We start from the raw sequence: 19,640 nt of genomic DNA, 5'->3' as shown, positions 1-19,640 counted from the left end.
TCAAACCCGCGGCCGTGTTTTTCACGGAAAGAACGCAATCCGCCGCAGCAAATGTAAAAGCAGCCAGACCATCCCGAGCGCCCGGGGTAGTCTGACTGCCGTGATTCAGTTGACAGGTTTCATGCTGGCGGGGTCTTCCACCGCGCCGGGGCGTCCGCTCTCGTCGGGCAGGCGCTTCATCTCGCCGGGGTTGGGCGGCTGGGTGGGCAGGGTGAAGACGAACTTGCACCACTCGCCCTGCTGGCTCTCCACCCGGATCTGACCGCCGGAGAGGTTCACCAGCACCTTGCAGATGTTCAGGCCCAAGCCGGCACCCCGGGCATGGAGCCCGCGGGAGCGGTCTTCTTTATAGAACCGCTGGAACACATAGGGCAGTGCCTCCGGGCTGATGCCCTGGCCGGAGTTCCAAATCGAGATTTCCACTTCAGGGCCCAGCTTTTCCACCGAGAAGCGGATGGTGCCGCCTGCCGGGGTGAATTTGATGGCGTTGTCCAGCAGGTTGTAGGCCACCTGATGGATGAGGTCCGGGTCGGCGTAGACGAGGACTTTTTCGTCCATGGTCAGGCCGTCAATGTCGATCATCCCGTCGTTGATCCGCTGCTCCGCCGAGAGGGCCACGCCGGTCAGGGTCTCCCAGATGTTGAACATCCGGGCGTTGACCTGATACTCGCCGCTTTCCAGCTTGGAGAGGTCCAGCATGTTCTGGATCAGCCGGGCCAGCCGCCCGGTCTCCTCACTGACCAGCTGCAAATAGTGGTTCTGCATCTCCGGCGGGATGGTCCCGTCCAGAATGCCGTCGATGAAGCCCTTGATGGTGGTCATGGGGGTGCGCAGCTCGTGGGCGATGTTGCCCATGAACTGGCCCCGGGAGTTGTCGTTCATCTGGATGTTTTCGGCCATGGTGTTAAAGGTGCGGGCCAGGTCGGCCACTTCGCCCTCGCCCTCGACGCCCTCCACACGGACCGAGAGGTCGCCGCCGCCAAACCGCTGGGCGGCATCCGTCACTTTCTGGAGCGGGTCGGTAAGCTTGTGCATCAGCACTTTGGTCAGCACGCTGGCGCAGAGCAGCATCACGCAGGACGACAGCAGGAAGTTGGACCAGAACTGCTGCTTGAACTCGGCAAGCTGCTCGCCGGAAGAGCATAGGAACAGCCAGCCGCTGGGATAGCTCTGGCTGTCCACCAGCCGCATCACTGCAATGTAGCTCTTCTCGGTCAGGGTGCCGTCCAGGTCACTGAACAGATGGTAGCGCTCGCCGCCGTCCGGGTCCGGTGCCGCATTGGCGCTGGTGCGGAAATCAATGTCCACGACCGCATCGTTCAGCATGTCCGGGTTGGAGGCCAGCATCACGTTGCCGTCGTTGTCCGTAAAAAACAGATACGCCTCGGCGCTCTCGCCGATGATCTCCAGCTTGGTGCTCAGCGCTTCCAGCTCATCGCCCTCTGGCAGGGCCGCCTCCTGCACCAGATACTGGGCTGTGCGTTCCGCTACGCCCACCACCTGGTCCAGCGTTTCATACCGGTCTTTGGCAAAATAGCCCTTGAACAGCACCCACTCCGAAAAGCCCATCAACACGATGCCCAGCACCATCAGGGTGGACACCGTGGAGAAGAACGCCACGGAAATACTCTTGCGCATTACTGACGCACCTCGAATTTATAACCCACGCCCCACACGGTCTTGAGCTCCCATTTATCAGAGGCCCCTGCCAGCTTCTCGCGCAAGCGCTTGACATGCACGTCAATGGTGCGGGAATCGCCGTAATACTCAAATCCCCACACCTCGTCCAGCAGCTGGTCGCGGGTGTAAACGCGGTTGGGGTGGGAGGCCAGGCAGTTGAGCAGCTCCAGCTCCTTGGGAGGAGCCTCCACCACCTTGCCCTTGACCCGCAGCTCATAGCTGTTCATATCCAGCCGCAGGTTGTCAAACTCAATGACGCCCTCGGTGCTTTCCGCCGCGGCGGAGGAATTCTGGCAGCGGCGGAGCACCGCCTTGATGCGGGCCACCACTTCCTTGGCGTCAAAGGGCTTGACCATATAATCGTCGGCACCCAGCTCCAGGCCCAGCACCTTGTCAAAGGTCTCGCCCTTGGCCGTCAGCATCATCACCGGGGTGTTGCCCATCTTGCGGATGCGGCGGCAGACCTCCAGGCCGTCCAGCCGGGGCATCATCACGTCCAGCAGCACCATGTCCGGCTTGACCTGGCTGAATTTTTCCAGGCCCTCTTCCCCATCGTTGGCGGTGGTGACCTGGTAGCCCTCCTTGGTCAGGTAGAGCCGCAGCAGCTCGCAGATATTGGTATCGTCGTCCACGACAAGGATCTTTTCGTTTGCCATGAGAGTGTTCCTCCTCTGTATTTGTTGTAAAGCAGGCCCGCCGGGAGCGGGTGGCCGCAAATTTCCAATGAGTCCCTATCTTTTATTATACGGAACAGTTATGACAAAATAAAGAAGCTTTTGTACATTTTTTGTTCCAATGGAGTGCTTTGACCCACAGCACGAAAAGAGCGGCCCGTTTCCGGGCCGCTCTCCTCTGCCGCTGCAGCGGCTGGCTGATCTTGCCGCTGGGGCCAGTGTTTCCATTGAGGTTCTTGGTGTGAGGTTCTTGGTGGAAGAATGTTTTGGTTACAGGACGGGGCTCTCGATGTTCTGGTTCTCCTGGATCCCATGCTTTTCGGCGTAGCCGGTCAGCATCAGGGTCAGAGCGCCGTCACCGGTGACGTTGCAGGCAGTGCCGAAGCTGTCCTGCAGGGCAAAGATGGCCAGCATCAGGGCGGTGCCGGCGTCATCAAACATCAGCACGCCAGTGATCAGGCCCAGAGAGGCCATGACCGTACCGCCGGGGACGCCGGGAGCGCCGATGGCGAAGATGCCGAGCAGCAGGCAGAACAAGATCATGGTGCCGATGCTGGGCAGCTTGCCGTAGAGGATCTTGGAGATGGTCATGCAGAAGAACACTTCCGTCAGGACCGAGCCGCACAGATGGATGTTGGCAAACAGGGGGATGCCAAAGCTGACCATATCCTTGCGCAGGACCTTGCTCTTGCGGGCGCAGTCCAGAGCAACGGCCAGGGTAGCGGCGCTGGACATGGTGCCGACAGCGGTCAGGTAAGCGGGACCATAGTGGCGGAGCACTTCCCAGGGGTTCTTGCCGGAGTAAGCGCCTGCCAGCAGATACAGGACCGTCAGCCAGATGTAATGGCCGATCATGACGATAATGATGATCTGCAGGAACGCGGGCAGCTGATGGGTGATCATGCCCTCATAGCTCAGGTTGCAGAACGTGGTGGCAATGTAGAACGGCAGGATGGGAATGATGATCTTGCTGACGATGTCCAGCACGATGTTCTGGAACTCGGCCAGGAAATCACAGGTGAGCTTGCTGTTGGTCCAGGTAGCGGCCAGGCCAACCAGCACGCTGAGGACCAGCGCGCTCATGACACTCATGATCTGAGGGATATTCAGCTCAAACACAACGCCCGGCAGCTCCCGCAGGCCAGCGACTTCGGTGTCGATGGACAGGTGAGGGATCAGCGCGTAGCCGGCACCGGTGCTCATAAAGGCTGCGCAGATGGACGAAACGTAAGCGATGACAACCGCCACGCCCAGCAGGCGGGACGCGTTCTTGCCCAGCTTGGTGATGGACGGTGCGATAAAGCCGATGATGATGAGCGGGACACAGAACGTGATGAGCTGGCCCATGATGTACTGCAGGGTAACGACCACCCGCATGAAACTCAGCGGGAAGACCTGACCCAGAATAATGCCGATCACGATGCCCAGCAGCAGCCGGAACGGCAGATTGTTCAGTAGCTTTTTCATAAATAGTACCCCTTTTCCTCCCTGCATGGGATGCAGGGTTTTTGCACATGATTTTTCCGGCAGCCGTATGCCGCCAGAGAGGTTACTCCGCTTCGGGGAGATGTTTGTTCAGCATCAGGTCCAGGATGACCTTGTCGCTGGTGCCGTGGGTGCTCAGGGTCGCAAAATTGTCCAGCGTGTATTCCACGTTGTCTTCGATGATACCGTCGGTGCTCTGCACCCGGATGCCGCGCGTGCCCATGGCCGCTGCCTGGCAGGCCGCGTTGACACAGGTGGAGATCTTGAGGGCGCAGTCCGCCTTGGCACCGTCGCAGACCATACCGGTCACGTTGCCCACCATGTTCTGGATGGCACAGCAGATCTCATGGTAGCCGCCGCCCAGCAGGTAGGTGATGCCGCAGGCAGCACCGGTGCCGGCCACGGTCGCGCCGCAGAGGTTGCTCAGGCGGCCAAACTTCGATTTGATCCGGATGGCGATGAGATTGGAGAGGGTGACGGCCCGCAGCATCTTTTCTTCGTCGATGTCCAGCCAGCGGGCCGCTGCCACAACCGGCATGGTGGCCGTAATGCCCTGGTTGCCGCTGCCGGAGTTTGCCACCACCGAGACCGGGGCACCCGCCATCCGGGCGTCCGCGCCCGCCGAGGCGATGATCATGGCATTGGTGGTCAGGTCGCGGGTCATCAGGCCCTTGCGGCAGTTCAGCTCCAGGTTGCGGCCAATGGCCAGGCCGTACTCCTTGGAGAGGCCCTCCTCGCTGATGGCGGTGTTCACTTTGACGGCGCTGCGGATGATGTCGATGGGGTCATGCAGCGGGTCAAGCTCCTCCGTGCAGTAATCCCAGATGGACTTCACGGTCAGGAAAGCAGCGATCTCTTCCGGCGGCACCAGGTCGCGTCCGTCCGGAGACTGGGCCGCGGCGTTCGTCTTGTCCAGCGTGGTCTCGCCGTCCTGCTGGACCAGCACCACATTGGTGTGCAGGTCCCGGACCACGGCACGGCCGGTGTGTCCCTCGCCCTTGACCGTCACGTCCACATAGAGCTTCTGGGGCACCTGTGCCACTTCCACTTTGACCTTGCCTGCTTTGACGAGAGCTGCCGCCTGCTCTACCTGCTCCGGGGCCACATAGTTCATGACCTCCAGCAGGTGGACCGGTTCACCGCCCACCGCGCCGATGGCGGCCGCGTAATCCATGCCCTCGTAGGAAGTGCCCGGGATGCCCGCCGACATCGCGTTTTTGATGATGTTGACGCTGGCGCTCACCAGCACCTCTTCCACCGTGTTGGCTCCCGCCCGACGCAGTGCGCTCCCCGCCTCGGCGGCGGTCAGTGCCACGGCACCGGGCTCCGTACATCCGGTAGCAAGCTCCATCTCGCTGTTCAGGATCCGAATGAACATGTTCTTTTCCATATTCGTTTCATCTTCCTTTTCTTTCGGCTCCGCTTTGTGCAGAGCGATTCCTTTTCTTCTTCATATTCTCCCGGCATTCCGGAGCAGAAGAGCTTTTCAGCCCATGATCCATCCTTTCCGGAAATGGCCGGGCACTTTATACCATACTGCTTCCTCCTTTGCATTTTGATGGGAAGGCTCCTGCTTCCCTGCTGACCCCATCGTATTCTTTTGTGGCAGAAATGTCAATAATTTTTAACTTATATTTTACAAAATCATCGTTAATGACAAATAGTACGACAAATTATGAGCATTTTTACAAATACCCACTGGTTTAATTTCTTTTTAATCGTCAAAACCAACAATTTCAGTTGGCTGCACACGCAAAATTCATCTTGTGGGTGAAAAACATTTTCTCACCGTGCTGCCTCTTGCGCTCCCCTCCCCCTTTGCGTATAATGATAGATGTATTATTATGTTCACCCAACGTGTAAGGAGCGTATTTTATATGAAACTGGGTATCGTCGGATTGCCAAACGTGGGCAAATCCACTCTGTTCAACGCCATCACCTCCACCAAGAACGCGGAGGCTGCCAACTACCCGTTCTGCACCATTGAGCCCAACAGCGGCATCGTGGCCGTGCCTGACAAGCGGCTGGACAAGCTGGCCGAGGTGTGGCAGACCAACAAGAAGACCCCTGCCATCGTGGAGTTCGTGGACATTGCAGGCCTGGTCAAGGGTGCAAGCCAGGGTGCCGGCCTAGGCAACAAGTTCCTGGGCCACATCCGCGAGTGTGACGCCATCGTGCATGTGGTGCGCTGCTTTGACGATGACAACATCATCCATGTGGTGGAGGATGTGACCAAGGCCGAGGCCGTGGATCCCATCTCCGACATCGACGCCATCGACTATGAGCTGATCCTCTCCGACCTGGAAGTGGTGCAGAACCGCGCGGGCCGGATGGCCAAAGCCGCCAAGAGCGGCAACAACAAGGGCGCCGCTGCCGAAGCAGCCTGGCTGCAGCAGCTGGCTGACCACCTGAGCGCTGGCAAGCCCGCTCGCAGCTTTGATTTTGATGAGAGCGACGCCGAACAGCAGACCGTACTCCACGAGATGGGCCTGCTGAGCGCAAAGCCCGTCCTCTATGCCTGCAACGTGGGCGAGGATGACCTGATGGAGGGCATCGAGAACAACAAGTATGTCCCGCTGGTGGCCGCCCGCGCGAAAGAGGAGGGTGCCCGCTACATCCCCATCTGCGCCAAGACCGAGGAGGACATCGCCGATTACTCCCCTGAGGAGAAAAAAGAGTTCCTGGCCGAGATGGGCATTGAGGCCAGCGGCCTGGACAACCTCATCACCGCCAGCTACGACCTGCTGGGCCTGATCTCGTTCCTGACCGACGGCAAGAAAGAGTGCCGCGCCTGGACCATCCGCAAAGGCACCAAGGCCCCGCAGGCTGCCGGCAAGATCCACAGTGATTTCGAGCGCGGCTTCATCCGCGCCAGCGTCATCGGCTACAGCGACCTGGAGGCCAACAATTTTGATTACGCCGCCGTCAAGGCCAAGGGCCTGCAGCGCACCGAGGGCAAGGAGTACGTTGTGAAAGACGGCGATGTCATCGAGTTCCTGTTCAACGTCTAAACCTCTCCGTCTCACTTCGTTCGACCGCTCCCCTGTCAGGGGAGCTTATCAGGAAAAGGATCAAAATTATGATTATCGGTATTATGGGCGCAATGCCCGATGAAGTCGATCAGCTCTGCGCAAAGCTGGAAAACGTCACCGTGGAGCCCTACGGCGGCGTGGAGTACCACAAGGGCACGCTGGCAGGCAAGCAGGTGGTGGTCTGCTGTGCCGGCATGGGCAAGGCCAATGCCGCCGCCACCACCCAGGTGCTCATCACCAGGTTCGGGGCTGAGAAGATCATCTTCTCCGGCATTGCGGGCAACATGACCAGCAAGATCGGCATTGGGGATGTGGTCATTGGCAAAACGGTGCTCTACCACGACGCCCAGCTGGACATGATCTGCCAGAACCCGCCCTACCTGAAAGAATACTCCGGCGACCCGGCCCTCATCGCCGCCGCCGAGGCTGCCTGCGCCGCCTGCGGCGTCCAGTCGCTGACGGGCAAGATCGCCACCGGCGACCTGTTTGTGGGCGACAGCGCCACCAAGGCCGCCATTGAGGCCAAGTGCGCCCCCGACTGCGTGGAGATGGAGGGCGCGGCTGTGAGCCAGATCGCCGCCAAGAACGGCGTTCCCTGCGTCATCCTCCGCGCCATGAGCGACAACGCCGACGAGGATGGCCACGAGGTGCTGGTGGTCAAAAAATTCAGCATTTCGGAGTACGTTGCCACCGCCACCAAGATCGTGGCAGCTATGGTCGAATCCCTGTAACCCCGCGGATACAAAAACAGGCTGGCGCTGCCAGCCTGTTTTTTGTTATAGGAACTGTTCCAATTTGATCCGGTTGTCCTCCTCAAAATCCTGCAGTTTCTGCATCAGCCGCTTGGAGCCGGGCGCGGCGTCCGGGTAGTCTTTCTGGGATTTGATGCAGTCCATGACGCCCTGGCTGCTCCCCTCGGAGAGCATTTCGGCCAGATTCCGGGTGGATCTATCGGTCAGGGTCTTCATGCTGATGCCCATTTTGGTGTTGAGCTTTGCCATGGTGCTCTGGCCCTGGGCCGTGCCGCCGCAGGCCGTGATGGCCGTGCGCGCCTCCTGGTTCAGTTCCCGGTAGATATTCCGCTGCCGCAGCAGCTCGGCCTTGAAGCGGGGTTCCTCCGTCATGGGCACGATCTGCTCCAGCGTGTTTTTGCCCATCTCGGTATTCTGCACCACGGCTTCCAGCAGGTTGAGATTGTCGTTTTTCTGATTTTCCATACAAAAAGAGCCCCCTTTTGGCCTTAGCGTCTCCAAAAGGGGGCTCTTTTATCCGTTGTGGTTCAGGACTGGCTGACCTGATCGCCGCCCGCCTGCTGCACGGCCTCGAGCCGCTGCCGACAGAGCTGGAACACGGCCTCCCAGTTGCGGCCCCGCACCTCACTGGTGCAGGCCACGGCAATGGACTGCGGGATGGGCACCATCTTCATCAGGCCCACAGACGCCACACACTCGTGCGGCATCTGGCCATAAAGGGTGTGCAGCTCTTCCTCCAGCTCCTTGCAGTTCTTGTCCGCACAGCCGATCACAAACAGGCTGTCGGCCAGGCGGCAGACCACCCGTTCCGCCGGGCGGTCAAAGTGCTTCTTCCACTGGTTTGCCACAAAGCAGACCAGCTGGCTCATCACCACCGGGCCATACCCGGCCCGCAGGGCGTCGGCGTTGTCCAGCGCCACCAGCGCCAGCGAGGCGCAGCGGTGCTGGTCGGCCCACTCATCCAGGCGGGTGCAGAACTCCGTCTCAAAATAGCGGCGGTTGAACACACCCGTCAGAAAATCGTGGTTCATATCCTCGCGGCAGAGCTCGCGCTCCCGCGGGGTCATCCGGTCTTCCGGCAGGCCGCTGCCTGCCAGAGGCGCTGTCATCTGCAGCTCCCAGACTTTGCCCTCGGCAAAGATCTGGCGCCGCAGCACGCAGCCTACCTGCCCGTTGCGCAGCTCGTAGTCCACCATGAGGCCGTCGTCCTGCCAATAACGGCTGCTGTCTTCATCCAGCTCCGTCAGGGTCACGTCCTCAAAAGCGAGCTTCGCGTCCTGCACAAACCGCTGCAGGTCCTGCTCCGTACATTCTTTCTTCATGCGTTTTTCCCCATCATCCGCGCGCCGCTTTCTCCCTTGCGGCACGCTTTGCCTCCGGGGCCGCGAAGTTGCCTGCCCCAGTTCAAAGTAATTATAGTGATTATAGCACTCAGTGGCAACACTTACCAGCAAAACGCATAAAATTTCTCAAACTTTTTGTATTTTCGTCAAGTTGCTAAAAGTGTTTCAGAACCAGACCGGAGTTCGGCACGGCAATACACCTCGCACTCTTCCAGAACGCGTTTGGCCAGCGTGGTTTTTGCAAACCCGTCCGCTGCACGCCAGATCCAGTTGCCGCCCAGCTTGCCGGGAGTATTCAGGTGGGCCTGCGCGCCCAGGCCCAGCCAATCATACATGGGGATGATGACCCGGTCCGCCACCGAGCCCAGCGCTGCCCGGATCAGGGCAATACGGGCGTCGTCCGGCTTCACCGCGGCCACCTCCTTGGCGGTGGGCTTGCAGGGGGTCAGGTGGAGGTAGGCCGCCGCCGTGGCTTTTTCTTTCTCAGTGGCAGAATTTACCCACCAGTCGGTCAGGGTGGTGTTATCGTGGGTACCCGGGTAGACCACGCAGTTCTTGACGTGATTGTGGGGCAGATACTCGTTGTCGCCGCCGCCAAAGGCAAACTGCAGCACTTTCATGCCCGGGAACGTGCTGTCCGCCAGCAGCTCCCGCACGCTGGGCACTAATTCGCCCAGATCTTCTGCAATGATCGGCAGCTTGCCGAGGGCCGCTTCCAGCGCGTTGAACAGGTCCATCCGGGGGCCGATCTCCCACTTGCCGTTGCAGGCCGTGGAGCTGCCCGCCGGGATGGCCCAGTAGGTATCAAAGCCGCGGAAGTGGTCGATGCGGAGCAGGTCGTAAATGCCCAAAGCATGGCGGACCCGCTGCACCCACCAGGCGTATCCCGTCTGTTTATGGTACGGCCAGTTATAGAGCGGGTTGCCCCACAGCTGGCCATCCGCCGAGAAATAATCCGGCGGGCAGCCGGCCACCCGGGCAAAGCGGCCCTCGCCGTCCAGCTCAAACAGGGGGCCGCCCACCCAGGCGTCCACCGAGTCCGCAGAGACGTAAATGGGGATATCGCCCAGGATCTTCACGCCCTTTGCATTGGCGTAGTCCTTGACGGCTTTCCACTGGGTGTCGAACTTGTACTGCAAGAACTTCCAGAAGCCGATCTCTTCCTCATGGGCGGCGCGGAACCGGGCCAGCGCTCCGGCATCCCGCGTCCGGTACTCCCGGGGCCAGTCGGTCCAGCTCTTCATCTGGTGTTCGGTCTTAAGGGCCATGTACAGGGCGTAATCCTCCAGCCAGGCCTCGTTGGCCAGCGTAAAGGCATAATAATCATCCGGATAATAAAACGCGCAGCCGTGCTGGCCCGCGCACTGCTCCCGCCAAGCCTGATAAGCAGTGCGGAGCACTTTGTAGCGGCTGGTGTAGAGGGTGCCGTAGTCCACTTCCAGCGGGTTTTCGCCCCACTCTTCTGCCTTGAGCTGGGCCGCGGTGAGCAGGCCCTCGGCCTTGAGGGCGTCGAGGTCGATGAAATAGGGGTTGCCCGCAAAGGCGGAGCAGCTCTGGTAGGGGCTGTCGCCGTAGCCGGTGGGGCTCAGGGGCAGGATCTGCCAGATGGTCTGGCCTGCCTCGGCCAGAAAATCCACAAACTCCAGCGCCGCTTTGCCAAAGCAGCCGATCCCATAGGGGCCGGGCAGGCTGGACACCGGCATCAGAATTCCACTTTCACGCATGATGTGTTCCCTTCCTCGTTTGGTTTTGTCCGTTTTTATGCTAGTTCCTATCATAACATAACCGCAGACTATTTTCCACAGGCAAAAATCGTGGTATACTTATGAAACCTCTCAGGCGCTTTGCGCCAGCCGTTCCCCTTTCGGCACTTCCGTGCCACCTCCCCCGCCGGGGGAGGCTTTCCGATCAGGGGAGCCCTTGGCAGAGAGATTTCGTTTTCGATGAACCCAATGGAGTCTGCTTGGAAACAAAACGGACTGCCAAAGCCTCTCCTGACAGGAGAGGTGTCATCAAGCGAAGCGACGATGACCGAGAGGTTTTCAGGAGGAAAATCAATGCAGCGCACTGAAAAATATTACGAGGCCGATGCGTTCCGCAGGGAAGCCACCGGCCATATCCTTGCTGTGGAACCGGGCAAAACGGGCGGAAAGCTGGCACTGGACGGCACCGTCTTTTACCCGGAGGGCGGCGGCCAGCCGGCCGACCGCGGCACCCTGACCCTGGCCGACGGCACCGTGCTCCACGTTACGGATGTCCATGAGAGCGAGGGCGTCATCTGGCACACGGTGGATGCCCTGCCCGCCGGGGCCGTGCCCGGGGCCGAGGCTGCCGAATCCATCGACTGGGAATGGCGGTTCGATAAGATGCAGCAGCACACCGGCGAGCATATCCTCTCCGGCATCCTGCACGCCATGTTCGGGGCTGAGAACGTGGGGTTCCACATCGGCTCCGAGGCCGTCCGGATGGACACCAGCGTGCCCATCTCCGCCGAGGGCCTGCGGGAGGCCGAGCTTGCCGCCAACCGAATCGTCTGGCAGGATGTGCCTGTCCTCATCACCTACCCCACGCCGGAGGAGCTGGCGGCCCTGACCTACCGCAGCAAAAAGGAGATCGCGGGCCAGGTGCGGATCGTGACCATCCCGGGGGCAGACGTCTGCGCCTGCTGCGGCACCCACACCGCCACCACCGGGCAGGTGGGCCAGATCAAGATCCTGGCGTCCGAAAACTACAAGGGCGGCGTCCGGCTCAGCGTGGTCTGCGGCCAGCGGGCCCTTGCGGAAGCCCAGGCCATGCGGGCCCGGCAGGCGGACATTGGCGCTTTGCTGAGCGCCAAATCCACCGAGACGGCCAACGCCGTCCACCGGGTGTACGAGGAGTACACCGCCCTGAAATTTGCCCACTTCGGGCTGTGCAGCCAGCTGTTTGACACCATGGCCCAGCTGGTGACCCCCGGGGAGGACGCCATCCGCATCGTGAACGGACTGGACCCGGACGGCCTGCACCGGCTGGCGGTTCGCCTGAGCGAGGCCACCAGCGGCCTGTGCGCCGCCCTGACCCCCACAGACAAGGGCACCGGCTACTGCCTGGCTCAGGCAGACGGCGATGTCCGCGCCCTGACCAAAGCCCTGAACACCGCCCTCAATGGCCGGGGCGGCGGCAAGCCCGGCATCTGCCAGGGCAGCTGCGCCGCCACACCCGAAGAGGCAGCGGAATTTTTGAAAAATCGGGAATAATCAACACAAACTACAAGGAGTCTGAATTACTATGAGAATGCGTTTCAAGCCCTATGCCCGCGCTGAGCTGCTGGCCAGCGACTTCCACGTCCACGACCCCTTTGTGCTGGGCGGAAAATGGCACGCCCAGTATGCCCGCCCGGAGCAGCCTTTCGTGCTGGAGCTGGGCTGCGGCAAGGGCGGTTTCCTCTCCCAGCTGGCCTGCGCCCACCCGGAGAACAATTACCTGGGCATCGACATCACCGACAAGGTGCTGATCCTGGCCAAGCGGAAAGTGGAGGCCGCCTATCAGGCGGCTGACCGCCCCATTGACAACGTGAAGATCATGAGCGCCGACATTGAGCGGATCCACAACGTCATCTTCCCGGAGGACACCGTCCGCCGCGTCTACATCAACTTCTGCAACCCGTGGAGCAAGAACGGTTCCTCCCACAAGCACCGCCTCACCTACCCCCGCCAGCTCATCCAGTACCGGGCATTCCTTGAGGACGGCGGCGAAATTTACTTCAAGACCGATGACGACGACCTGTTCCGCGACAGTCTGGAGTACTTCCCCGCTTCCGGCTATGAGATCACCTGGAAGACCTTTGACCTGCACGAGAACGAGCCGGAGTGGAACATCCGCACCGAGCACGAGGGCATGTTCACCGAAATGGGCATCAAGATCAAGGCCCTGATCGCCCGCAAGCTGCCCGGCGACGAGAGCGTGACCTGGATCGAGCCCAAGGTGCTCAAGAAGATGGCCGCTGCCGAGGCCGCCGCAGAGGCTGAAGCCGAAACGCAGAACTAACGGGAGGTGCCTTCCTTGTCGTTTTTCCTCAACACCACGGTCTGCGGCTTTACGCTGTATCAGATCCTGGCGTATTTCCTCGTCTACTCCTGCCTGGGCTGGTGCCTGGAGGTGGTGTATGCCGCCGCCACGACAGGCCAGATCGTCAACCGGGGCTTCCTCAACGGCCCGGTCTGCCCCATCTACGGCTTTGGCATGGTCATCGTCCTGTTTGTCCTGACGCCGTTTGAGCACAGCACGCTGGCGCTCTACATCGGCGGCGTCATCCTGCCCAGTGCGCTGGAGCTGGTGGGCGGCTGGGCGCTTTACAAGCTCTACCACACCCGCTGGTGGGACTACAGCGATAAGCCGTTCAACATCGGCGGCTACATCTGTCTGGAGTTCTCCCTGCTGTGGGGCGTGGGCACGCTGGTGATGATGAAAGCCATCCACCCCACGATCGCCGGGTTGGTGGCGCTGGTGCCGCCTTTCATCGGGTTCCTCCTGATGTGCTTCCTCTACGCTGTCTACGCGGCAGACGTTGTTGTCACCGCCGTGGCCGCCTCTGACCTGGCCCGGGAGCTGGACGCCCTGGAAAATGTGGCCGACAGCATCCACGCCGTCAGCGACGCCATGACCGAGATCCTGGGCACCACCGCCATGGAGGCCGACCAGAAGCTGGACGAGAACCGTCTGCAGTTCAAACTGGCCGCTGCCGAGGCCCGGGACGCCGCTGCCCAGCTTTCGCCCAAGGACGCGGCTGAGGCCATGCGCCGCAAGGCCGACGAGGCCCGGGAGGCCGCCCGCCGGGCTTCCGAGATCTCCCGCCTCAATGCGGCCGAAGCCGCCAAGGCCGTCAAGCTGGCGGCCAAGGGCACAGCCGAGCGGACCGCCGAGCTGCTGCAGCTGGAACAGCTGGCCGAGGAGCTGGCTGCCCGGAGCGAGGAACTGCGGGCGCGCACCCGCCGCACGGCCCACTTTGGCAAGGGCCGTATGCTCCGCGCCTACCCCAGACTGCGCCATGGTACCAAACAGCTCACGCTGGACGAACTGCGGGAGCGCCTCAAATACGAGCACAAGCACTCTGCATAAGAAGATCCAAAAATGGGCCGTCCCCGTAGGGACGGCCCATTTTTTTTTAAATTAGAGTTCGCCCCAGAGGTTTTCCGGGTAGAGACCCTCGGCGGTCTTCTGAGCGATGCCGGCCACCACCACGGGTTTGTCCTCCCGGTAGGTGACACCGTACCACTGATCGGTGCTGTTCAGCACCTTGACCGTGGCCTTGCCCTCCTCCAGCAGCTCGGTGACCACCAGCGGCAGGAAATACTCACACTTGAGCGGGTCCTTGGCCAGATGCTCGGTCAGCCAGCCCGCAAAGCGGCGGTCCGCCTCTTCCAAAAAGCTCTTACCGAAGCCCCAGAGATTCATGCTGACCTGCGTTTCGCCGGGCAGGTCCACCCAGGTAGCGCCCTCATCCTCGGTGTAGTGGATGCCGCCCTCGTAGGTCTCAATGCGGGTGCGCTCGATGACGCTGTGGAGGGTGCCGTCCGGGTTTGCCTGGCAGACACCGCGGGAGACCTTGCCGTTTTCCGAGACGGTGTTCTTGAGCAGATAGCTCACCATGCAGTAATCGTACACCTCGCCATCCTCGTGGGTGGAAAGGTAATCGTATATCACTTTGAATGCCTGCGGGCCGTAGTAATCGTCCGCATTGATGACGGCAAAGGGGCCGTTGATGAACGGCCTTGCGGCCAGAACCGCATGGCAGGTGCCCCAGGGCTTGACACGGCCCTCCGGGATGGAGAAGCCCTCCGGCAGCTCGTCCAGCTGCTGGAACGCGTATTTCACGTCCATCACCTTGGAGACACGGTCGCCGATGGCCGCCTTAAAGGCATCCTCGATCTCGTGCTTGATGACAAAAATGACCGTCTCAAAGCCTGCGCGGCGGGCATCGTAGAGAGAGTAATCCACAATGACCTGCCCATTGCGGCCCACCGGGTCGATCTGCTTCATGCCGCCGTAACGGCTGCCCATGCCAGCCGCCATGACCACCAAAACGGGTTTATTCATAATAAAAGCCTCCTGTTTGTGCCAAAGCTTGATTTTTTATAGCTCCATTATACTCGAAAAGCCCCTGGACAACAAGGTAGGCTTTAAAGCAAGATTTAATTGCTTATTTTGTAAATTAAAGCTTGCCAATCTGTGTAAAACACGGTATACTGGAGCCGCACACTTTTTCCTTTCCAAAACCAAAAATGGAGGTTCCCTTTTATGAACGAAGCCGTTACCAAGCGTTTTCTGCTCTATTTCCGCCTGATGATGCTGGTGTGGATCCTGATCGCCAACGCGTTCTTCCACGTCATTGAATTTGATTACAGCTGGCTGGTGTTTTTGAGCAACATCATGCTGTTCACCATGGAGGGCGACATCAAGGACCGCTTCCTTTCCGTGGAGCTGGGCGGCCTTGTAGGCATGGTGCTCACCGTGCTGGCCATGCTGGCCATTGCAGCCCTGACCCCGGTGCTGGGCGGCCTGCCGGGCCTGCTGCTGCCGCTGGCGGTGGTGCTGTTCATCCTCATCATCCTGCACCCCTATGCCCCCAAGGTGCTCAACAACGTCGGCTTTGCCTACCTCACGGTGGCCTGCATCGACGCGGAGACCTTTGCGGCCAACCTGCCCCGGTTCTTCTTCGTGTACATCGTCGGCTCCCTCGTCTTTAACGGGGTCTGCATCCTTCTGATGAAGCCTGCGAAAGCCTTGGCCGCCAAAACCGTAAAAGCATGACCCCCCTGCAAAAGCGATGCCTCGGCATCGCTTTTGTTTTGCCCGGCCCTGTGGTACAATAAGAAAAAACGCAGAAAGGGAGTATCCCCATGTCTCACAAGACCGTCTGGATCACCGGAGCCTCTTCCGGCATCGGCCGGGAGTTTGCCTGCCGGTATGCCAAGCTCGGCTTCCGCCTCATCCTCACCGCCCGCCGCCGGGAGCGGCTGGATCAGCTGGCCGCCGAGCTGCTGGCAAAGTACAACACGTTCTGCCGCGTCCTCCCCGCCGACCTTGCCCGGGAGAGCGAGTGTACCCGCCTGTGTGAAGAGCTGGCCGAGGAGCGGATCGACATTTTTATCAACAACGCGGGCTTTGGCGTCTGCGGCAGTTTTCTGGAGACCAGCACCGAGGCCGAGCTCTCCATGGCCAAAGTCAACGTGCTGGCCATGCACCAGCTGTGCAAGTTTGCGGTGCAGAAAATGCAGGCCCAGGGCTTTGGCACGGTGCTGAACGTGGCCTCCTCGGCAGGCCTGCTGCCGGGTGGTCCCTATATGGCGGGCTACTACGCCACCAAGGCCTATGTGGTCAGCCTGACCCGGGGCATTGCCGAAGAGCTCCGGGAGCAGCACAGCCCTGTCTACGTCTGCGCCCTCTGCCCCGGCCCGGTGGACACCGAGTTCAACGACCGGGCGGGTGTGGTGTTCGCCCTCAAGGGCATTTCCCCCGCCCTCTGTGTGGAGGAAGCCATGCGCGGGATGCTGCGGGGCAAGACCATCATCGTGCCCTCGGCCCTGATGCGGGCTGCCACCACCGCCCAGCACTTTGTGCCCACGCCGCTGCTCATGCCCATTATGGCCCGACAGCAGAAAAAGAAACTGGGCGGCAGCACCCCCACACAGGAACATTGACACCGCCGGGAAACCATGTTACCATAAAGCACAGGAGAACCGCATTTGATTGCGCAAACAGACCAGACGGAGGGATATTGGAATGAAGATCGCACTCATCAACGAGAACAGCCAGGCTGCCAAGAACGGCATCATTGAAGCCGCCCTGAAAAAAGTGGTGGAGCCCATGGGCCACGAGGTCGTCAACTACGGCATGTACGCAGCCGATGACAAGGCCCAGTTGACCTATGTCCAGTGCGGCATTCTGGCCGCCATCCTGCTCAACAGCGGCGCGGCCGATTATGTCATCACCGGCTGCGGCACCGGCGAGGGTGCCATGCTGGCTTTGAACAGCTTCCCCGGTGTCATCTGCGGCCATGTGGAAGACCCCGTGGACGCCTACACCTTTGCCCATGTCAACGACGGCAACGCCGTGGCCATGCCGTTTGCCAAGGGCTTTGGCTGGGGCGGCGAGCTCAACCTGGAGTACTGCTTTGAGAAGCTGTTCGGCTTCGGCCACGGCCAGGGCTACCCCAAGGAGCGCGTGGAGCCCGAGCAGCGGAACAAGAAGATCCTGGACGGCGTCCGCGCTGTCACCTTCAAGCCCCTCATCGATTGCCTGAAGAGCATCGATCCGGACCTGCTCAAGGGCGCTGTGGCCGGCGAGAAGTTCAGCGAGCTGTTCTTTGCCTCCTGCAAGGACGCGGAGCTGGCTGCATACGTCAAGACCCTGCTGTAATTTCCAAAATAACCGTGCCAAACTTTTTCATTCCATCCTTCGGATGTGTTGTGAAAAATGACAAAATCAAGCTCCGGGTATTGACAGTTTGACCAGGGCGTTCTATACTCGTGCCATCGAAAGCAAAGGCGCTTGTGGAAGCAAAATTCCACAAGCGCCTTTTGTGTTTCGCGGGGCCGCGGGCCCCGTGCGCTCTGGGGGAGATAGAGGGCCCTCAGAACCGTGTTTTGCGCGCTGTCACGTTTGATAGAGGGACGCGCGGCGCAAGTGTACGCCTCCGCCGGGGCTGGCACTCCGGCGGGAAAAACTGTGGGAGGGTACTATCATGTTCAACTCTGTCAACACCTGTTGGACGCTGGTTGCAGCGTTCCTGGTCTACTTCATGCAGGCTGGTTTCGCGCTGTGTGAAGCAGGCTTTACCCGTGCCAAGAACACTGGCAATATTCTGATGAAGAATATGATGGATTTCTGCATTGGCACCCCGTGCTACTGGCTCATCGGCTTCGGCATCATGTTCGGCGGCACGGGCGCTCTGATTGGCGGGTTCGACCCGTTCATTCAGGGAGATTACTCGCACCTGGGGCTCGATCTCCCGCTGTGGGTCTACATCGTGTTCCAGACCGTTTTCTGCGCAACGGCCGCCACCATCGTCTCCGGCTCCATGGCCGAGCGCACCAACTTCAAAGCTTACTGCGTTTACTCCGCTATGATCTCGCTGGTGGTCTACCCCATCTGCGGCCATTGGATGTGGGGCGGCGGCTGGCTGCAGAGCATGGGCTTCCATGATTTTGCAGGCTCGGCAGCCGTCCACAATGTGGGCGGCATCATCGCCATGCTGGGCGCGGCCCTGCTTGGCCCCCGGATTGGCAAGTACGACAAAGACGGCAAGCCTCACGCCATCCCCGGCCACAACCTGACGGCCGGTGCCCTGGGCGTGTTCATCCTCTGGTTCTGCTGGTTCGGTTTCAACGGCGGCTCTTCCCTGAGCCTGTCCACCGACGAGACCATGACCCTGACGGGCCTTGTCTGCTTCAACACCAACCTGGCCGCTGCCGTGGCCACCTGCGTGACCATGATCTTTACCTGGAAGCGATACGGCAAGCCCGATGTCTCCATGACCCTGAACGGCTCTCTGGCCGGTCTGGTCGCCATCACGGCAGGCTGCGATGCCGTTTCTCCGTTCGGCGCGTTCATCATCGGCTTTGTTGCCGGCATCCTGGTGGTGCTGAGCGTGGAGTTCTTTGATCACATCGCCAAGATTGATGACCCCGTTGGCGCTGTCTCCGTCCACTTTGTAAATGGTGTCTGGGGCACCATTGCAGTCGGCCTGTTCTCCAACGGCGGCGACGGCGTGGGCAAGGGCCTGTTCTACGGCGGCGGTCTCTCCCAGCTGGGCATCCAGCTGCTGGGCCTCATCACGGTGGATGCTTATGTCCTCATCGTGATGTTCCTCGTCTTCAAGGTCATCGACAAGACCATCGGCCTGCGCGTCCCCGCAGAGGTGGAGATCGACGGCCTGGACATCCACGAGCACGGCCTGGCTTCCGCTTACGCTGGCTTCTCCATCTCCGACGCCAACGCGGCGGCCATGGTTCCCAATGAGAACACCGACCTGGGTGAGGACGACGTCAACAAGGCTTCGGCCCGGATGGTGGACGCCGCCGTCCCCGTGGTGCGGGAGGCTGCTCCGGTCATCCATGACGGCGTGTACGACACCGGAATGCACAAGGTGTCCATCATCGCAAAGCTGAGCAAGTTCGATCCGCTCAAGACCGCTCTGAACGATCTGGGCGTCACCGGCATGACCGTGACCCAGGTGATGGGCTGCGGCATCCAGAAAGGCACCAGCGAGAAATACCGCGGCGTGCCTGTGGACAGCACCCTGCTGCCCAAGATCAAGGTGGAGGTCATCGTCTCCAAGATCTCGGTGGACTCCGTGGTGGAGGCCGCCAAGAAAGCCCTTTACACCGGCCACATCGGCGATGGCAAGATCTTTGTCTACAACGTGACGCGGGTCGTGAAGATCCGCACGGGCGAAGAGGACTTTGCCGCCCTGCAGGACGTGGAATGACCGCCCTGTCCCCATTCAACCGCTGTCCCGCCCTTTGGGCGTGACATAAATGTTCTCCTTTTTTCTCCTTTTTCCTTTTTCTGAATCCACAATGGCAGCCCCCGCTCCTTTCCGCACAAAGGGAGCGGGGGCCTTGTCGTTTCTTGACATCGGGTTTGGGGTATGCTACAGTGGAACGGTAAAGATCTTACCAGTGAGGATGTGTA

Annotated in this window: 17 protein-coding genes; 9 read left to right on the top strand and 8 right to left on the bottom strand. The window is 60.4% G+C overall.

The features are described from left to right. Nucleotides 1-105 precede the first annotated feature (105 nt). The 4 genes from C4N22_RS09775 to C4N22_RS09760 all read right to left on the bottom strand — a co-directional run bounded on the left by C4N22_RS09775 (nt 106) and on the right by C4N22_RS09760 (nt 5,229). Entirely contained in the window at nt 106-1,638 is a 1,533-nt protein-coding gene (locus C4N22_RS09775) for a sensor histidine kinase (RefSeq protein ID WP_112148837.1), read from the bottom strand. Then, nucleotides 1,638-2,336, bottom strand: a complete 699-nt coding sequence (locus C4N22_RS09770) for a response regulator transcription factor (RefSeq protein ID WP_022256868.1) — start codon at nt 2,334-2,336, stop codon at nt 1,638-1,640. The genes C4N22_RS09775 and C4N22_RS09770 overlap by 1 nt, the downstream gene beginning before the upstream one ends. A gap of 288 nt (nt 2,337-2,624) precedes the next feature. Further along, a complete protein-coding gene (locus C4N22_RS09765) occupies nt 2,625-3,821 on the bottom strand; it encodes a dicarboxylate/amino acid:cation symporter (RefSeq protein WP_112148836.1) in 1,197 nt (398 codons plus the stop codon). An 82-nt stretch (nt 3,822-3,903) separates the two neighbouring features. Then, nucleotides 3,904-5,229 carry a serine dehydratase subunit alpha family protein gene (locus C4N22_RS09760; protein ID WP_112148835.1) on the bottom strand — a complete coding sequence of 442 codons (1,326 nt, stop codon included), beginning with the start codon at nt 5,227-5,229 and terminating at the stop codon, nt 3,904-3,906. 487 nt (nt 5,230-5,716) lie between these two features. Between C4N22_RS09760 and ychF the strand changes: the two genes are divergently transcribed. Continuing rightward, the gene (gene ychF / locus C4N22_RS09755) at nt 5,717-6,850 is read left to right on the top strand and encodes a redox-regulated ATPase YchF (RefSeq protein ID WP_022256871.1); all 1,134 of its coding nucleotides are present in this window, start codon (nt 5,717-5,719) and stop codon (nt 6,848-6,850) included. A 68-nt stretch (nt 6,851-6,918) separates the two neighbouring features. Beyond that, a complete protein-coding gene (locus tag C4N22_RS09750; protein WP_112115658.1) occupies nt 6,919-7,602 on the top strand; it encodes a 5'-methylthioadenosine/adenosylhomocysteine nucleosidase in 684 nt (227 codons plus the stop codon). Between the two features lie 45 nt (nt 7,603-7,647). Here the strand turns inward: C4N22_RS09750 and C4N22_RS09745 are convergent, their stop codons facing one another. The 3 genes from C4N22_RS09745 to malQ form a co-directional block, all read right to left on the bottom strand. Continuing rightward, complete coding sequence (locus C4N22_RS09745; protein ID WP_022256873.1) at nt 7,648-8,088, bottom strand: hypothetical protein; 441 nt, start codon at nt 8,086-8,088, stop codon at nt 7,648-7,650. Nucleotides 8,089-8,150: 62 nt separating this feature from the next. Then, on the bottom strand, nt 8,151-8,945 hold the full coding sequence (locus C4N22_RS09740) for a GGDEF domain-containing protein (protein WP_112115656.1): 795 nt from the start codon (nt 8,943-8,945) through the stop codon (nt 8,151-8,153). Nucleotides 8,946-9,112: 167 nt separating this feature from the next. Further along, on the bottom strand, nt 9,113-10,690 hold the full coding sequence (gene malQ / locus C4N22_RS09735) for a 4-alpha-glucanotransferase (RefSeq protein ID WP_112148834.1): 1,578 nt from the start codon (nt 10,688-10,690) through the stop codon (nt 9,113-9,115). A gap of 333 nt (nt 10,691-11,023) precedes the next feature. Here malQ and C4N22_RS09730 point away from each other — a divergent pair, with 333 nt between their 5' ends. Genes C4N22_RS09730 through C4N22_RS09720 form a run of 3 tightly spaced genes read left to right on the top strand, consistent with a single transcriptional unit; the run spans nt 11,024 to nt 14,063 of the window. Then, nucleotides 11,024-12,202 (top strand): alanyl-tRNA editing protein, encoded by a 1,179-nt coding sequence (locus tag C4N22_RS09730; RefSeq protein ID WP_112148833.1) that lies wholly within the window; start codon nt 11,024-11,026, stop codon nt 12,200-12,202. Nucleotides 12,203-12,233: 31 nt separating this feature from the next. Beyond that, the gene (gene trmB / locus C4N22_RS09725; protein WP_112148832.1) at nt 12,234-12,992 is read left to right on the top strand and encodes a tRNA (guanosine(46)-N7)-methyltransferase TrmB; all 759 of its coding nucleotides are present in this window, start codon (nt 12,234-12,236) and stop codon (nt 12,990-12,992) included. Between the two features lie 15 nt (nt 12,993-13,007). Continuing rightward, nucleotides 13,008-14,063, top strand: a complete 1,056-nt coding sequence (locus tag C4N22_RS09720) for a putative ABC transporter permease (RefSeq protein ID WP_112148831.1) — start codon at nt 13,008-13,010, stop codon at nt 14,061-14,063. Between the two features lie 51 nt (nt 14,064-14,114). Here the strand turns inward: C4N22_RS09720 and C4N22_RS09715 are convergent, their stop codons facing one another. After that, nucleotides 14,115-15,041: a sugar phosphate nucleotidyltransferase gene (locus C4N22_RS09715; protein WP_112148830.1), complete on the bottom strand. Its 927-nt coding sequence runs from the start codon at nt 15,039-15,041 to the stop codon at nt 14,115-14,117. Between the two features lie 201 nt (nt 15,042-15,242). Here C4N22_RS09715 and C4N22_RS09710 point away from each other — a divergent pair, with 201 nt between their 5' ends. From C4N22_RS09710 to C4N22_RS09695, 4 genes are all read left to right on the top strand, one after another. Further along, the gene (locus C4N22_RS09710; protein ID WP_112148829.1) at nt 15,243-15,755 is read left to right on the top strand and encodes a hypothetical protein; all 513 of its coding nucleotides are present in this window, start codon (nt 15,243-15,245) and stop codon (nt 15,753-15,755) included. 89 nt (nt 15,756-15,844) lie between these two features. After that, nucleotides 15,845-16,645, top strand: a complete 801-nt coding sequence (locus C4N22_RS09705) for an SDR family NAD(P)-dependent oxidoreductase (RefSeq protein WP_022256881.1) — start codon at nt 15,845-15,847, stop codon at nt 16,643-16,645. A gap of 82 nt (nt 16,646-16,727) precedes the next feature. Further along, nucleotides 16,728-17,363: an RpiB/LacA/LacB family sugar-phosphate isomerase gene (locus C4N22_RS09700; RefSeq protein ID WP_112148828.1), complete on the top strand. Its 636-nt coding sequence runs from the start codon at nt 16,728-16,730 to the stop codon at nt 17,361-17,363. Nucleotides 17,364-17,688: 325 nt separating this feature from the next. Then, nucleotides 17,689-19,434 carry an ammonium transporter gene (locus tag C4N22_RS09695; RefSeq protein ID WP_112148827.1) on the top strand — a complete coding sequence of 582 codons (1,746 nt, stop codon included), beginning with the start codon at nt 17,689-17,691 and terminating at the stop codon, nt 19,432-19,434. Nucleotides 19,435-19,640: the final 206 nt, after the last annotated feature.

This window comes from Faecalibacterium prausnitzii (assembly GCF_003287495.1).
In the GTDB taxonomy this organism is placed as follows: Bacteria; Bacillota; Clostridia; order Oscillospirales; family Ruminococcaceae; genus Faecalibacterium; species Faecalibacterium prausnitzii_I.
The sequence above is the reverse complement of the archived record's forward strand: the minus strand, read 5'-3'. Positions and strand labels throughout refer to the sequence as shown.

Coding starts and splice junctions, on each gene's coding strand:
- C4N22_RS09695 (WP_112148827.1), top strand. CDS start 17,689: ATGTTCAACTCTGTCAACACCTGTTGGACGCTGGTTGCAGCGTTCCTG.
- C4N22_RS09765 (WP_112148836.1), bottom strand. CDS start 3,821: ATGAAAAAGCTACTGAACAATCTGCCGTTCCGGCTGCTGCTGGGCATC.
- C4N22_RS09745 (WP_022256873.1), bottom strand. CDS start 8,088: ATGGAAAATCAGAAAAACGACAATCTCAACCTGCTGGAAGCCGTGGTG.
- C4N22_RS09710 (WP_112148829.1), top strand. CDS start 15,243: ATGAACGAAGCCGTTACCAAGCGTTTTCTGCTCTATTTCCGCCTGATG.
- C4N22_RS09775 (WP_112148837.1), bottom strand. CDS start 1,638: ATGCGCAAGAGTATTTCCGTGGCGTTCTTCTCCACGGTGTCCACCCTG.
- C4N22_RS09750 (WP_112115658.1), top strand. CDS start 6,919: ATGATTATCGGTATTATGGGCGCAATGCCCGATGAAGTCGATCAGCTC.
- C4N22_RS09770 (WP_022256868.1), bottom strand. CDS start 2,336: ATGGCAAACGAAAAGATCCTTGTCGTGGACGACGATACCAATATCTGC.
- C4N22_RS09715 (WP_112148830.1), bottom strand. CDS start 15,041: ATGAATAAACCCGTTTTGGTGGTCATGGCGGCTGGCATGGGCAGCCGT.
- C4N22_RS09705 (WP_022256881.1), top strand. CDS start 15,845: ATGTCTCACAAGACCGTCTGGATCACCGGAGCCTCTTCCGGCATCGGC.
- C4N22_RS09700 (WP_112148828.1), top strand. CDS start 16,728: ATGAAGATCGCACTCATCAACGAGAACAGCCAGGCTGCCAAGAACGGC.
- C4N22_RS09760 (WP_112148835.1), bottom strand. CDS start 5,229: ATGGAAAAGAACATGTTCATTCGGATCCTGAACAGCGAGATGGAGCTT.
- C4N22_RS09730 (WP_112148833.1), top strand. CDS start 11,024: ATGCAGCGCACTGAAAAATATTACGAGGCCGATGCGTTCCGCAGGGAA.
- C4N22_RS09740 (WP_112115656.1), bottom strand. CDS start 8,945: ATGAAGAAAGAATGTACGGAGCAGGACCTGCAGCGGTTTGTGCAGGAC.
- ychF (WP_022256871.1), top strand. CDS start 5,717: ATGAAACTGGGTATCGTCGGATTGCCAAACGTGGGCAAATCCACTCTG.
- trmB (WP_112148832.1), top strand. CDS start 12,234: ATGAGAATGCGTTTCAAGCCCTATGCCCGCGCTGAGCTGCTGGCCAGC.
- malQ (WP_112148834.1), bottom strand. CDS start 10,690: ATGCGTGAAAGTGGAATTCTGATGCCGGTGTCCAGCCTGCCCGGCCCC.